10 protein-coding genes are annotated in these 16198 nt (G+C 37.3%); 8 read left to right on the forward strand and 2 right to left on the reverse strand.

Annotated features, from left to right (window positions below; translation table 11 throughout):
* The first annotated feature begins 143 nt into the window (after positions 1–143).
* Entirely contained in the window at positions 144–3545 is a 3402-nt protein-coding gene (locus HMPREF2660_RS04205; RefSeq protein ID WP_255356409.1) for a hypothetical protein, read from the forward strand.
* Here the strand turns inward: HMPREF2660_RS04205 and HMPREF2660_RS04210 are convergent.
* Together HMPREF2660_RS04210 and hutH are read right to left on the reverse strand one after the other, a co-directional pair.
* Positions 3542–3928 carry a ribosomal maturation YjgA family protein gene (locus HMPREF2660_RS04210; RefSeq protein ID WP_013598287.1) on the reverse strand — a complete coding sequence of 129 codons (387 nt, stop codon included), beginning with the start codon at positions 3926–3928 and terminating at the stop codon, positions 3542–3544. The genes HMPREF2660_RS04205 and HMPREF2660_RS04210 overlap by 4 nt on opposite strands.
* A gap of 85 nt (positions 3929–4013) precedes the next feature.
* Complete coding sequence (hutH, locus tag HMPREF2660_RS04215) at positions 4014–5522, reverse strand: histidine ammonia-lyase (RefSeq protein WP_168160786.1); 1509 nt, start codon at positions 5520–5522, stop codon at positions 4014–4016.
* A 116-nt stretch (positions 5523–5638) separates the two neighbouring features.
* Between hutH and folE the strand changes: the two genes are divergently transcribed.
* From folE to HMPREF2660_RS04250, 7 genes are all read left to right on the forward strand, one after another.
* The gene (folE, locus tag HMPREF2660_RS04220) at positions 5639–6313 is read left to right on the forward strand and encodes a GTP cyclohydrolase I FolE (protein ID WP_070485728.1); all 675 of its coding nucleotides are present in this window, start codon (positions 5639–5641) and stop codon (positions 6311–6313) included.
* Between the two features lie 28 nt (positions 6314–6341).
* The gene (cysS, locus tag HMPREF2660_RS04225) at positions 6342–7811 is read left to right on the forward strand and encodes a cysteine--tRNA ligase (RefSeq protein WP_070485731.1); all 1470 of its coding nucleotides are present in this window, start codon (positions 6342–6344) and stop codon (positions 7809–7811) included.
* A gap of 168 nt (positions 7812–7979) precedes the next feature.
* A complete protein-coding gene (locus HMPREF2660_RS04230; protein WP_070485732.1) occupies positions 7980–11099 on the forward strand; it encodes a SusC/RagA family TonB-linked outer membrane protein in 3120 nt (1039 codons plus the stop codon).
* Between the two features lie 21 nt (positions 11100–11120).
* Positions 11121–12560: a RagB/SusD family nutrient uptake outer membrane protein gene (locus HMPREF2660_RS04235; RefSeq protein ID WP_070485734.1), complete on the forward strand. Its 1440-nt coding sequence runs from the start codon at positions 11121–11123 to the stop codon at positions 12558–12560.
* A 98-nt stretch (positions 12561–12658) separates the two neighbouring features.
* Positions 12659–14650: a putative porin gene (locus tag HMPREF2660_RS04240; protein WP_070485736.1), complete on the forward strand. Its 1992-nt coding sequence runs from the start codon at positions 12659–12661 to the stop codon at positions 14648–14650.
* Between the two features lie 69 nt (positions 14651–14719).
* Entirely contained in the window at positions 14720–15784 is a 1065-nt protein-coding gene (locus tag HMPREF2660_RS04245; RefSeq protein ID WP_013598294.1) for a DUF2891 domain-containing protein, read from the forward strand.
* The gene (locus tag HMPREF2660_RS04250) at positions 15784–16167 is read left to right on the forward strand and encodes a Cof-type HAD-IIB family hydrolase (RefSeq protein WP_070485739.1); all 384 of its coding nucleotides are present in this window, start codon (positions 15784–15786) and stop codon (positions 16165–16167) included. The genes HMPREF2660_RS04245 and HMPREF2660_RS04250 overlap by 1 nt, the downstream gene beginning before the upstream one ends.
* The last annotated feature ends 31 nt before the right edge of the window (positions 16168–16198 follow it).

Consider the following 16198-nt stretch of genomic DNA (forward strand, 5'->3'; position numbering starts at 1 on the left):
AAAGACCTTTCCGAGAGAAAGGTCTTTTTTTGCTCAAAAACTATCTGGTAAGTAAGATTCGTATAGCAGATGAAATTTTTAATTGTTTCTACATGTATCCGAAAAGTATAAATTTTACGTTATTTGCATATGAATTAGTGAAAGTGTCGAGAATAATTTCTTTTGTATTTTGCTTCTTTTGCCTGTTTGCATGGGTGCAAGCACAACAACCGACATGGAAAAATCCTAATTTTCGCACCCAAACATTCGAAGCAAGCGATAGCGTTCAGCTCGATTTATTTGGGGCATTGTCCGAAGGTTTTGTGTTGGTAGATTCCTTGGGCAAACCAGTTTCTGCCGATTATTATACGGTAGACTTTCGACAAGAGAAAATCTACTTCCATTCTTTTCCTACCCAAAAAATTACAGCCCAGTATTTTCTTCATCCACAGCTGAAGAGAGAAAATTTTGCCCGTGATACGGCTTATATATATCAATCGAAAAAAGTCGATGTGTTTCATCAATTCGAAAATAAAAACCTCCAACAAAACAAACCTATTTTCGAGGGCTTGGAAAGTAAAGGATCTTTAGTGAGAGGCGTTCGATTCGGGAATTCTCAGAGTGCTTCGGTGCAGTCTTCTTTAGATCTGCAGCTTTCTGGCAAGTTGAGTGATGATATTCAAGTTACTGCAGCAATTGCCGATAATAATGTGCCGATAGAATCGGACGGATATACCCAATCTTTGCAAGAATTTGATAAAGTTTACATCGAATTAGCATCCAAAAATTCTAAAATCAGAGCAGGACATATAGACCTTAATACGCAGAACGATTACTTCAATAATTTCAACCAAAAAGTAACCGGCGTTTTGCTAGAAACCAAGATAGAAGATGAGGATTCTTCAACCAAAATTTTTGCTTCAGGAAGTCTGACAAGAGGTGAGTTCTATACCCAAAACTTCAATGGGCAAGATGGCAATCAAGGACCGTATCAACTACGAGGGAACCACGCTGAATTGTATGTAATTGTGATATCGGGCTCAGAGCGGGTGTATATTGACGGGATTTTGGTCGAACGTGGAGAAGACAAAGATTATGTAATCAATTACAATACGGGAGAACTTACTTTTACCAATAAAAGACTGATTACAAGTAACACAAGGATTTCTGTAGAATATCTATACAATAGTAGAAACTATACTCAGTTGCTTGTGTATGGAGGAGTAGAACATCGTGCGGAGAAATGGGGAATTTCTGGACATTTTTATTCTAATTCGGACAGTAAAAACAATACCTTGAGCAGTGATTTGTCTGATGAAGATAAGCGCATTCTGAGTGAAGCAGGCAACGATGTAACAAAGATGATTTCGGTTTCAGCCATTCCTTCTACCTACGACTCGAACAAGGTTTTGTATGAGAAAGTTGACGAAAACGGACAAATTATTTATCGTTACTCAACCAATGTAAATGCAGAATTGTACCAAGTTTCTTTTTCGTATGTCGGTCCTAATCAAGGTAATTATCAGACCACAAATCTATCTCAGAATGGAAAAGTGTACGAGTATGTAGCGCCTGTTGCAGGTGTTTTGCAGGGAGATTACGAGCCGATAAAACGTTTGGTTGCACCCAAAAAATTACAGATGTATACGGTGAATTCTGTTTATCAATTAGACGAAGAAAGTACCGTTGGGGTAGATGTAGCGTTGAGTAATCAGGATCTGAATTTATTTTCGAGTTTGGATGATGAAGAAAATATAGGTTATGCTGCTCGCCTGTATGGAAACAAAATCTTCACTACCGAAAATTGGAAAATCTCACCGAAAGTTTCTTTCGAGTTCTGGAACGAAAACTTTGTAACGACACAACGAATCCGAGAAGTAGAATTTCAGCGAGATTTTAATTTGGATGAAGCTCAACAACAAGTTCAGCAAACTTTGTTTTCTGCTGGAGTTGATGCATCCTACCGAAATCAATTTCGTTTACATTATTTGGCGAATTATCTAGCATTCAAAGATCTTTATAAAGGGTTGAAAAATGATGTTGGTGCAAATTATCAGACCGAAAAACACCAAGCAACCGTAGAATTGAGCTATCTGAAGGCTGAGAAAAACCAAGACAAGACAACTTTCTTGCGCTACAATGCCAATTATCACTACTCGGTTTCTGAGAAATATTGGGTAGGAACACAATTCATAGGAGAAAAAAATGAATGGGCCACTAAAAAAAGCTTGTCTGAGAATAGTTTCTGGTGGAATGAATTTCGGTTGAAAGCCGGTAGAAGAGATACACTAAAATTGGCCATGAACCTAACATTGTACACCCGAAAAGACGATTCGGTGCGTTGGCAACAATGGAATTCTATGCAGAGGAGCAATGGAGTGATTATGGAGTCGGAGGTTTTGCGTAGAAATACGCATCAATTGGCCTTCAATTTTCATTATCGAAATGTCAACTATCAGAACTCTACTGCGGCGGATGAACAGTTTATGACTGGAGCATTGAAGTGGTATAAATCTTTTTTAGATGATGGAATACAACTCAATCTCGATTATGAGTTGGGAAGTGGCGTAGAAGCACAGCGAGAATTTCAGTATGTAAGGGTTGCAGACGGAATGGGGATCTATAAATGGACCGATTATAATGGCGATGGAATAGAGCAAATAGATGAGTTCGATGTGGCCGAATTTGCCGATCAGGCCAACTATATTCGGGTTTATACCAATACAATTAATTACTTGAAAACAAATAAAAATAAACTCAACTTTTGGGTGAGAATTCGTCCGAAAAATATGCTCCGAACCGAGAATAATTTTATGAGTCGTTGGCTGCTGCAAACCTCGATTTTTAGCACCAATTCTGCCTTGAAAGAAGGGAATACCTTGCTGTTCAATCCGTTCGAGAAAAGTGCAACTACTTTAGGAAATACCCGAAACTTCAAAGGAATTTTGTTTTTCAATCAAGGAATGCAATACAGGTGGCAAGCAACGTATACCTATAATCAGCAAACAGCCAAAACATATGTGTACACGGGTGCAGAATACCGCGATCAGATGTTGCATAATTTACGTGTTCGATATAGAATTTTGGCCAATTTCTATGCGAATACAGAAGCCGAGAAAAGTGAGGTGCAGAGCGATTCGGATAGTTTTGTAAATCGTCGATATTCCTTGGATCAATATAAAATTTCACCAAGTATAGAGTTGCAAAATGGACGAAACCTCACGATGAGTTTATCCTATATCTATCAAAACAAAAAAAATAAGACAGGTGTAGAAAGCCTCAAACAAAATGAACTGAAAACCGATTTACAATGGACGCTAGCTAGCAAAATGAGTGTTTTTGGTACGATGAGTTATATCAATAATCGGTTTGTGGGCAACCAAGAGTCGGTGGTCGGTAACCAAATGATGGAAGGTCTACGAGCCGGAAATAACATTGTGTGGCAACTGCAAATTCAGCGACAAATAAGTTCTTTTTTACAATTGAATCTTTCGTACGATGGTCGGAAAAATGAATCTACATCGACTATCCACACTGGAAGCGTTCAGTTGCAAGCGCGTTTTTAATTGTTGTTATCTGGATTTTTCTTCAGTTCGGGATCAATAGCAATCAAAACTAAAAAACCTATGGTATAGCTCAAAATGTCCCACCAAGAATACACATTACCGATGAGAATTTGCAAAAAATGCTGATCTAGGATTCCGATCCAACCAAAGAAATTCGTTGCCTGGAGAAGCTTTAACAGAAAACAAGCAAAGAGCGAAAAACCCAAAACTTGTGGCGCATTGAATCGAAAAAAACTTCGTACAAAACAATATAAGAATAGGATAAATGCAATGTTTTTTATGTATTGTTGTAGAACAATAGTTTCCGTATTGTTGGCTAAAAAATAAACAGCGACTGCAAGAATGAGTGTGAAAAAGAAATATTTTGGTCTAATCTGAAGCATGTTTTAGGTATAAAATATTTTAGAGATGCTGGAAAAAAATCGGGCAATAGTATCACCCGATTTATAAAAGTTGTTTTTGACGGATTTATGTAGTTGGGATTAATTTCTTGAAATCATCCGATTGTATCAAACAAATAATATTCTCGATGTCTTCTCCGATTAAGCGATCTTCTTTTAGTTTCGGACAAACCGAACGAACCGCTTGGAAAACTTTCTCAAGAGCTGCACTGGTTTTTTTAGGGCGTCTGAACTCTAATCCCTGGCAAGCATACATCAACTCGATTGCTAAAATACGCTCGACATTGTCTAGAACTTGGTTGAATTTTCTACCCGAAATACTTCCCATCGAGACATGGTCTTCTTGTCCTAACGAGGTAGGGATACTATCTGCAGAGGCTGGAAAACACAGGGTTTTGTTTTCGGTACAAAGGGCAGCTGAGGTGTATTGCGGAATCATAAAACCAGAATCTAGGCCAGAGCTTTCTGTTAATAATCTTGGTAAACCGTATTTTCCTTCGAGTAATAAATATTGTCTTCGGTCTGAAATATTTCCTAACTCCGAAGCAGCAATAGTTGCGTAGTCCAAAGCCATTGCAAGGGGTTGGCCGTGGAAATTTCCGCCAGATATAGTTTCTTGTTCAGAAATCACAATCGGGTTATCGGTTACCGAGTTTAGTTCTATCTCGACCAATTCTTTTAAGTGAAAATATGCATTTCTAGAGGCACCATGCACTTGAGGAATACAACGTAGAGAATACGGGTCTTGTACACGACCACAGTCTGCATGAGAGAAGGCAATCTCCGATCCATCCAATAAGTCTCGCATTTGTTTGGCTACAAGTTGCGTTCCCTTGAACGGACGAATTTTGTGTAATTCTTCTTTGAATGGGCTTGGCGAACCTTCGTAAGCTTCTAATGACAAAGCTCCTGTAACGTCGGCTAAATTGAGTAAATAACTAAACTTTTCTAGACCGTGAATCGCATGAGCCAAGATAAATTGAGTTCCATTGATAAGCCCTAAGCCTTCTTTTGCCGAAAGGTGGATTGGTTCTAATTGATGCTTGCTTAAGGCTTCTTTGGTAGAAATAATTTTGTCGTTGTCCCAAACTTTTCCTTCACCAATCAAAGGTAAAAAAAGATGAGAAAGAGGAGCCAAATCGCCCGAAGCTCCCACCGAACCTTTTTCAGGAACCACTGGGATGATGTCTTTCTCTACCATGAGCAAGATGCGTTCTACAACTCTTAGGCTAACACCCGAAAATCCTTTGGCTAGGGCATGTGCCTTGGCAAGTAACATCGATTTAGAGATTTCTTTCTTTATCGGATTTCCAACACCCACAGCATGGCTGATTAGAAGGTTGTGTTGTAGTTGTCGAGTTTCTTCTTCAGAAATTTTGGTATCGCACAAAGGACCAAAACCCGTATTGATCCCGTAAACAGTTTGCCCTGATGATACAATTTTTGCAACATTTTGCTGCGAATGCTCTATGTTTTCTTTGCTTTGCTGATTAAGTGTAAAGTTTTCTTTATCAGAGGTAATATTTAGAAAATCCTCTAAGGTAAGAAAGTCTAAGCCTACAATTTTTCCGTTCATCGTTTTGTATGATTTTGGCATCAAATATAAAAATTTAATAGGCAAATACGATGATTTGTAGGAGTAATGATGGGAATATGTTTAAGTTTCAATAAATTTGTACAAATTTTTAGAAGATGTGTGATAAACATATAGACGAATTGGCAGATGAGCATATCATGACCAATTTAGAAACGCCTTTGCGCGCTGACGCTTTCGATCTTGCGGTAGACGAAAAGGTAAAGTTGATAGAAGACGATTTTAAAAAAATTATGTTGACGCTAGGTCTAGACCTAACAGATGATTCGCTAAAAGGGACTCCGAAAAGAGTTGCGAAAATGTTTGTTAAAGAAATATTTGGTGGTTTATTACCAGAGAACAGACCAGGTATGTCGACTTTTGAAAATAAATATAATTACAACCAAATGTTGGTAGAAAAAGATATTGTAGTCTACTCTACCTGTGAACATCATTTCTTGCCCATTGTCGGTAGAGCACACGTGGCGTATATCTCAAAAGGGAGGGTGATTGGGTTGTCGAAGATGAACCGTATTGTAGATTATTTTGCCAAAAGGCCACAGGTACAAGAACGTCTCACAATGCAAGTAGTAAAAGCATTGCAAGACGCTTTAGGGACCGAAGATGTAGCATGTGTTATCGATGCTAAACACCTTTGTGTAAACTCTAGAGGAATTCGAGATATCGAATCGAGCACCGTGACAGCAGAATATGGGGGACAATTTAAAAAAGACGAAAACTTAAGAAAAGAGTTTTTAAACTATTTACGCTTGAATACAACATTTAATGTATAAAAATCTTAGCAGATAATTTTAGACAATTATGGTAAAACAACATCAATTAAAAGTGTACAATTCACTTAGCGGACAAAAAGAAAAATTCGTGCCTATAAACAAAGAATTTGTTGGTATGTATGTCTGTGGGCCTACCGTATACAGTCATGTTCACTTGGGTAATGTACGAACTTTTATGTCGTTTGATATGATTTACCGTTATCTTCTATTATTAGGATACAAAGTGCGCTATGTCCGTAATATTACTGATGTAGGCCATTTATTAGACGATTCTGACGAAGATAAAATTGCTAAAAAAGCACGATTAGAAAAAGTAGAACCCATGGAGATTGTACAAAAATACACAGTCGATTTTCATGATGTTTTGCGCAAATTCAATAATCATCCACCCAATGTAGAACCCACCGCAACTGGGCATATCGTAGAGCAAATTGTCATTACCAAAGAGCTTATCGAGAAAGGTTTAGCATACGAATCGAATGGCTCTGTCTATTTCGATGTGAAAAAGTACAATGAAGAAGGAGGGAATTATGGTGAACTTTCTAATCGGAACATAGAAGACCTAATGGCTAATACACGCACTTTGGATGGGCAAGATGAGAAACGAAATCCGCAAGATTTTGCTCTCTGGAAAAAAGCACTACCCGACCATATAATGCGTTGGCCTTCACCATGGGGAGAAGGTTTTCCTGGGTGGCACTTAGAGTGCACCGTGATGAGTACCAAGTATCTAGGAGAACAATTCGATATTCATGGAGGGGGAATGGATCTAAAATTTCCGCACCACGAATGTGAAATTGCACAAGCAAAAGGAGCCTATGGACAAGAGCCCGTAAAATACTGGTTGCATGCAAATATGTTAACCCTGAACGGACAAAAAATGTCTAAATCTACAGGTAACACAATTTTGCCAGAAGAGCTATTATCAGGGAATAACTCTTTTTTCGATAAAGGATTTTCTCCGATGGTAATACGCTTCTTTATGATGCAAGCGCATTATAGGAGCATTTTAGACTTCTCGAACGAAGCTATTTTAGCAAGTGAAAAAGGCTACACTCGTTTGATGGAAGCTTATAAAACTATCCAGTCTATAGAACCCAATGCCACTTCTACTTTCGATGTGAAAGCTTTTGAAACAAAATTGTACGAAGCAATGGATGATGATTTTAACACGCCCATCCTTATCGCTCATTTATTCGATGCAGTAAAAATCATCAATAGCCTAAAGGAAGGAACCGAAACCCTAAACACTGAAGATCTTGCATTGCTACAAAAGATAATGAATGACTTTATTGTCAAAGTTTTAGGGCTGAAAGAAGAAGAAACCTTATCAGATTCTACGCACAAATTAGACGGAGTCTTGCAAATGTTAATCGAGATGCGTAATCAGGCAAGGGTTGATAAAAATTGGGCGTTATCGGATCAAATCCGAGATGAACTCTCATCGCTTGGTATTCAGTTAAAAGATAGCAAAGACGGTACTACTTATCAGTTTTAGAAATAAAATTAGGAAATAACAATATTTTATCTAAAAACATTAAAAAGGTTATTCTCTGTTAGAGGATAGCCTTTTTTATTGCTTATATCCGAATAATTAACAAAATATTTTGATATGTAAGAAAAATTAAACATTTCTGTAAGAATAATTACAATAACATTAATACATATGAGGAAAAAGTTTACAACTTTAAGTACCTTGTCAATGTTCTTTTTAGGAGGATTTGCAATGGCACAGGTAACTGGTGTTCTGAAAGATTCTTCAGGCTTTGCATTGGATGATGCAGAAGTAATTGTTGAGGCTACAGGACAATCTGCATTCACAGACATGAATGGTAATTTTTCAATCGATGCTAAAGTCGGCGATGTTCTGACAATCATCGATGCTAATGGAGAGGTTTATACCTTAAAAGTTACTAAAAACAACTTAGGAGAAGTAAAATTCAAAAAAACTAAGTCAGACAATATCGAGTTACAGACTGTTAACTTGATTGGAGGTATCAAAATGGATGTTGCTCAGAAAATTGGAGCATACGATGTGGTAAAGAAAGAAGATTTCGAATTAGCACCGACCGCTTCTATCGACGAAGTGTTGAACGGTCGCGTAGCTGGTTTAGTTTTCTCGTCGAATTCAGGAGACCCAGGATCATCAAATATTATTACGATTCGTGGGGTAGGATCTTTAATCGGTACACCGAATCCGTTGTATATCATCGATGGTGTAGCGGTAGGTAAAGGTACCGACAACGCTGGATTGACAGAGTCTTGGAACCCGCTTGCGTCAATAGACCCGAACCAAATCGAGAATGTAATGGTCTTGAAGGATGCGTCTGCAACCGCTCTTTATGGTGCTCGTGGAGCAAATGGGGTAATTGTTGTAACAACCAAAAAAGGACGTTATAACCAAAAAACCCGCTTCAACTTCTCGACAGATAAAGCTGTATCTTCAATAGCATACGATAAGCAAAAGTTTTTTAATGCTGAAGAATATATACGTTGGGGAGCAATGGCTGAGATGAATAGAGATGCTAATTATGCAACAGACATGCAAGCCGCAATTGCTAAATTTGCAGAATTAGCAGGTTGGGACGGTAAAACAAACACCGATTGGCGTAGTGCTATTCAACGAAATCAGTCGACTGTATCTACTTATAATTTCTCGGCAACAGGAGGAAGTGAAAATACCTCTTTCCGTGTGGGGACTTCTTACTACGACAACAAATCGCTAATTAGAGAGTCGAAGTTTAACCGTTTAGGAGTTAACGCAGCGATAGATCATAAGGTAGAAGACAAATTAAACTTAGGTTTGAATTTGAACTTTTCTAATGTAGAAAGAACTTCATTAGATGACGGTGGAGCCTATCGAAACCCATGGACTTCACAATTTAGTCTTCTCCCAATATACCCAATCTATAATCCTGATGGATCATATAACTTATTGAACTTAGGAAGTGGGAATAGATACTTTAATCCTGTAGCCATTCAAGAGTTAGATTTTACAAAAGCGAGTATTCAGACCTATGTAGGAGCTGTAAATGCAGAATACCAATTTGCTAAAAATTTCTATCTCTACACATTGTATGGGGTGCAGTATCAACGTTTAAATGAGCGTCAGTACTGGGATCCTTCTGTTGGAGATGGGAAAAATCAAGAAGTTAATCCATCTGATAAATATCCAGAGGGATTACTAGGAGGGATGTTTACCCTAGCAAATACTGCTGCTTTTGATTGGAACTGGCAAAATTCTGTTAGTTATCGTAAAGTAATTAACGATCGTCACGATTTACAAGTTTGGGCCGGGATGGAATACCAAGAGCATAAATACGATCAGAACTATGCATCTGTAGTTAACTTATTAGAACCAAGACCATATTTGAACTTTAGGGCAAACCAAGAAAGAATCTCAGTTGGGGAAAATGTGTTTAGATGGAATCAAATTTCATATTTCGGACGTGCTAACTACGTGTTGGATGGAAAATATACCTTATCTGGACAAATACGTCGAGACTCAAACTCAACATTAGGACACAATAATAAAGACGGAATTTTCTGGTCTGCCGCTGCAAGCTGGAATCTAGGAAAAGAAAATTTCGTTGCACCGGATGGGGTTTTATCTAATCTAGTACTTCGTGGTAACTATGGTGAGATTGGGAATATCCCTTATGCAGACTCATGGGGAGCGCAGTACAACGCCTATAACAAACTAAGACTATTAAGTGCCGCATATGGAGTAGATGTGCCAGGTTTAGAAATAGAAACAGCCGGTAACCCAGACCTCAAATGGGAGGTGAGTCAACAATGGAACGTTGGGTTAGATTTTAGCTTGCTAAAAGCTGTTAACTTTACCTTGGATGTCTATAATAGAAAAACCATTGATGCTATCTATGACCAAACAATTGTTGGGACCAACGGATACCCTGATAGTTATTATGCCAACATCGGTACAATGAGTAATAAAGGGGTAGAGGCAACCTTCAATACAAGACCGATAAATAAACAATTCATTTGGAGTATCAACGGTAACTTCTCTTACAATAGAAATAAAGTGGATGAACTCTATACAGATAGACCAGATGCTATAGAAAGAGGTTCAGGTAATGGAATTCGTGCTATCTCGAAAGGACGAGAGTTCTTTGAATACTACGTACCATTATGGGCAGGAGTAGATCCAGAAACCGGAGCAGGTATGTGGTGGACAGATGAAACCAAAACAGAAACAACAACCGATCGCGGAAAAGCGAACAGTGTTTGGTTAGGTAAATCAGGTTTCCCTAAGTATTTAGCAGGTTTCAAAAATGATTTCTCATACAAAGGTGTATCCTTATCGGTATTCTTTACAGGTCAGTTCGATTATTATGTACACAATAGATGGCAAAACTTTATCTTGAGTGATGGATCTAAAATGGGGAATAACCAAATTAAATCTGCACTCTATGATGCTTGGACACCTGATAATAGAAATGCATCGAATCCAAAACCGATTGCATATCAAAATAACGAGACAGAACATTTATCAGATCGTTGGGTAAGAAAAGGGGATCATATCCGTCTAAAAGAAGTAAAATTAGCGTACACGTTTAATGACATCTTCAAGAAAAATACAGGATTAGAAAATCTAACTGTATATGTAAAAGGAGTGAACCTTTGGATGTATGCTTTTGATGATAAGCTAGACTTTGATCCAGAGTCAAACTCAAATGCTTATGGAGGAGCAGAAGGGAAAGGGCTGTATGACTATACATCTCCTATTTTGAAAACAATTTCATTAGGAGTGTCATTAGATTTTTAATTTTTTTAATTTGAATTCATTATGAAAAAAATACTATTAGTATTATTCACAGTTGGGGCAACCTTGTCGTTTACTGCTTGTAGTGATGACCGATTAGACTTAGAGCCTGTTATCGAAGATGTATATACAGGGACTATCAAGGATGAAAAACAAATGTCTTGGTACGTAAATCAGATTTATAATTCACTTGCTTTTGGCGACAACTTTGGAGCCGCTATATTGCTATACGGAGATATGATCTCAGAAAATGTTTTTATGAGTGCTTCTAATAATTCGGGATATCATCAAACTTTGAATAATATCTCATGGTCAGGAGAATCAGGGTTTGGTGTATGGCGCGGATTATACGATGTTATACAAAAAGCCAATATCGTGATCTTGGATAATAATGTACCAGTAACCGACAAAGTTGTAAGTTATAAGGGAGAAGCAAAAATCGCAAGAGGAATGGCTTATTTCTACTTATTGCAACTTTATGCTTCAAACCCAACAAGTGGACAGTACCAAGAAGTAGGAGTACCATTAGTTTTAGATTTTTACAACCCTAACCATTTCCCAGAAAGAAGCACAGTCGCTCAAGGATACGATCAAGTTATCAAAGATTTGACGGAAGGGATTGCAGAAATGAATGCAAACTCTAGAACGAAGAAAACATATTTATCTCCGACAGCGGGTAGATTATTGCTGGCCAAAGCATATCTAACACGTGGACAAGCAGGTGATTATGATAAAGCTATTCAATATGCAGAAGAAACAATAAATCTTGCTCCTGCAAGCTTTGAACTTCTGAAAAATGAAGACGTAAAAAACTATTTCACCTCAACTAAATCAGATCTATATGAAAATCGTCCAGAAACCGTTTTTGAAATCGAACAAGGACCTAAATTTACTTTAGATATCAATGCACATCTTGGTTCTTTCTACTCTGTACAGGGAGGGCATAGAGGTTTGATGGTCAGAAAATGGGTTGCCGATCTCTATGATTCTTCTGATGTACGACTCAAAGAAACTCTTTCAACTGGAGGAGCACCTGCACATGATGACCCAAAAGGTGTATGGACCAAAAAGTATCCACGCGCTATGGACGGGCAAAACTATCACGCAAACGTGAAAGTTCTCCGTTTGAGCGAAGCTTTATTTGTTAAAATGGAAGCTTTGGCTAAAAAAGGAGACAATACACAAGCACTTGCACTAGTAAATGATTTTGCTCAAGAAAGAGGAGCAACTTCTACCTACTCAGGAGATGCACTTACAGCCGTATTGTTAGAGAAACAAAAAGAGTTCTTAGCAGAAGGACATCGATTCTTTGACCTTAAAAGAAATAATTTAGGATTTGATAAGAAAACGAACTGTTACCAAAACTGTTCATTCGATGCAAATTCACGTTATATGGTATTCCCAATTTCGCTTTCAGAGCGTTTATTGAACACCAGTTTATCTCAACACCCACTTTGGCAATAAGATAAAATAAGTAAGGATAATAAAAAACCCATTCAAATGAATGGGTTTTTTTGTGCCTAAAAAAAATCATTTACATTTGCATCAAGTTATTATTGGCTATGAAGCATTCCCTTAGTCTGTTGATTGGTATTCTTACCATTCCCTTATTGGGCCAAATAGATAGAAATCAAACCTCCGATTCTTCTCCTTATTCGGTAATCCAGCAAGACACCCTGCGTAGAAGACCTTTGCAGAGCAACTCGCAAGACGATTCTATAGTTTATGTAAAAAGAGTGATCTCAGATTATCAATTTTGGCGAAATGACCAAAAACGAGAAATCGTGGATACGACTCTAACTATCGATTCCTACTACAAACAAAATTTTGTAGAAAAAGATCTTTTCGGTAAAATGCCTTTCCCTAATATTGGCAGGCCTTTCACTGCTCTAGAAGTAGACAACAAACGCTTTGGTGTCGCCTTATTGCCAGCAGGTAAACGAGAGAATTATCTCTATGCAGAAGACATTCGCTATTTTGATGTGAAAACTCCGATGACGCAATTTGTGTATGAAAATGGTGTACGCGAAGGCAATTATTTGTCGTCGCTTTTTACACATAATCTTAATTCTCAATTCAACTATGCAGTGCAATACAGAGGTCTGCGTTCGCAAGGTTTGTATCGTCGAGAGTTGGCTGCCAATAACGCATTGGTGATAAGTTCTAACTATCATACCAAAGATAAACGCTTGTCGGTTTGGGGACATTTCTCAAGACAAAATATCGATAACCAAGAAAATAACGGCTTGCAAGATATTCATGATTTTATAGATGGGAAAGACCGAAACCTCACCAATGTTCGCAATATCGAGGTGAACATGAACGAAACCCAATCCAAATACGACTCTAGACGATATTTTTTGGGCGCTTCGTATGGCATCCTACCTAAATATACCGCTGATTCTACTTTCTATCATGCCGTGAAATTGAGCAATCAGTTGACGTTCGAGGATCAGATTTACAAAATAAACTCATCACAAACTGATTTGGCACCTTGGATCACAGGAGAAAATAATTTGGTCGGATTGATGTTCCTAAACGAGAAAAAACTAAAATCCTTTACCAATCTTACCACCGCTGAGTTCAAATGGTCGGATCGATTAACGATTGATGCTGGTCTAAAATACCAAAATGTACGCCTTTTTGGTCGAGACGATTATCCATATTATCCGACTTCAATACCGAATATTCCGTACAAATGGTCGCAAAATCTAATAGGTTTAATAGGACAATTACAATTTGATTGGTCTGATCGATTATCGCTCAACGGACATTTAGAGTTTTTGCAAAGCGAAGATTACGGAAGCTTATACAACATAGATGCAGCCCTAAAGATAGCGCCGATAGAAGGTTATTCGATTACAGCAGGAGTTTTGGCTCAGTCAGATTTACCTGCGATAAATGCAATGTATAATCAAAGTCCGATCGAGCAATTCAATTATTTTTATGATGATTTCAATACTGTAAAAACGAGAAAGTTGTATGGAGTTTTATCTTTAGAAAAATTCAAAACTCAAATAGAAGCAGCATATTTTACATTGGACGATTGGATTTATTTTGGGTCTGATTTATTACCAGCACAATTGGATGATGCGATACAGACTTTTAAAATCAAAGGACGTAATCATTTGTCATACAATGGGTTTAATTTGGTTTCGACTCTTCAATACCAAAAAACGACCAAGAATGAAGAATATATGCCTTTGCCTGATTTTTTGGTTAGAGAAACTTTGTATTGGCAAGGAAAAGTATTTAATCGAAAAGCAGAAATACAAACTGGTGTCAATGCGTATTATTTCTCTTCGTTTGATGCACAAGGCTTTTCGCCGATTTTCAACGAGTTTTATCTACAAGATCCTACGCAGCTTCAATCGATCGGAAATTATCCCATGATCGATTTGTTTATTAATGCCAAAATTCGCAACATGCGTCTTTTTATTCGCGGTGATCATTTTAATGCACTTTTTGGTAAACGAGATTATTTCTCTTCACCTGGAACGCCGTATCGCGGATTCAAATTTCAGATCGGAATAAAATGGGATTTATTTACCTAGAAAAACAAAAATAACAAAGAGATTAATCTAGATTAAATTCATTAGTTTCGTAGAAGGCACCATCTATGTATGAAAAAAATATTATTTATCACAACCCTGTTATCTATTTCATCTTTTGCACAAGAATTACATCTCGAACAAGCCAAAAAGATTTTCGAGTTGCCAACAAACTGTATCACGATCGAATACCCAAACAAGTTAGGAAATGTGTTGGGAAGTGAACAAGATCTGAAAACCCCTAAACAACTACGCCCGATTTTCTATGGTTGCTTCGATTGGCATTCCTCTGTACATGGATTTTGGTCAATCGTAAAATTGATGAAAGATTTTCCAGAATTGGATGAGAATAATTCGGTAAGAATTCTACTCAATCAACTGATAACACCCGAAAATGTTCGCATAGAAAAGGCCTTTTTCGAGGATAGAAATAATCGGAATTTCGAGCGAACCTATGGTTGGGCATGGTTGTTACAACTGCAAATGGAACTGAATACATGGCAAGATTCAGATGCACAAAAATGGGCAAAAAATCTTCAACCTCTCACAGAACTTATTGTAGCTAAGTATAAAGAATATTTGCCAAAACTGGTTTATCCTGTACGTACAGGCACGCACGACAACACCGCTTTTGGTCTAAGTTTAGCTATTGATTATGCACGTTCGTTAAATGATAAAGCTTTTGAACAAGCGATAATCGAAAATGCGAATCGTTTATATTTAAAAGATAAAGGATGTAATCTTGGTTTTGAACCAAGTGGATCTGATTTTCTTTCGGCTTGTTTAGAAGAAGCATTATTAATGTCTAAAATTACACCAACCAAAGAATATAAAACGTGGTTAAAAGATTTTTTACCACAGCTATTTGATAAAAAACATGAGTTGAAACCAGGGATTGTTTCTGATCGTACGGATGGACAATTGGTGCATTTGGATGGTTTAAATTTTAGTCGTGCAACAGCTTTGTATCAAATTGCGTATAAATTACCAGAATTAAATTATTTGAATTCTTGGGCAGATCATCATTTTAATTATTCGTTCAATAATATTTCAAATGATGATTACATGGGAAGTCATTGGTTAGGAACGTTTGCTTTGTATGCTTTGAAAACTAAACAAGAATTAAAATCGAAATAATGTTTATAGATCAAAACGGAAATTATAAGTTGAAAGTGGCTTTCGATTATGATGATACATTAACAGATGAAGTTTTATTTCAGTTGGCACAGCGAATGATTAGAAAAGGACATGATGTGTGGATTTTGACGGTGCGTACAAGTAATGAACAATATTTGGAACACTGTACACGAATGGATATAGAACCTAAATTAGAAGGTCGCAATGCTGATTTGATTGCTGATGCTACAGCTTTAGGAATTGCAGATAAAATTATTTATACCGATAGTGAGGATAAGTTAGAATTTTATCAAGAACATCAATTTGATATGCTTTTTGATGATGATGCAGATTGGCATACGAATCCGATTTGTGAAGCAGGTGGTATTGGAATTCACATATAAAATAAAAACCATCTCGTTTGAGATGGTTTTT

Origin of the sequence: Weeksella sp. HMSC059D05 (assembly GCF_001809725.1) — a bacterium.
Classification (GTDB): Bacteria; Bacteroidota; Bacteroidia; order Flavobacteriales; family Weeksellaceae; genus Weeksella; species Weeksella virosa.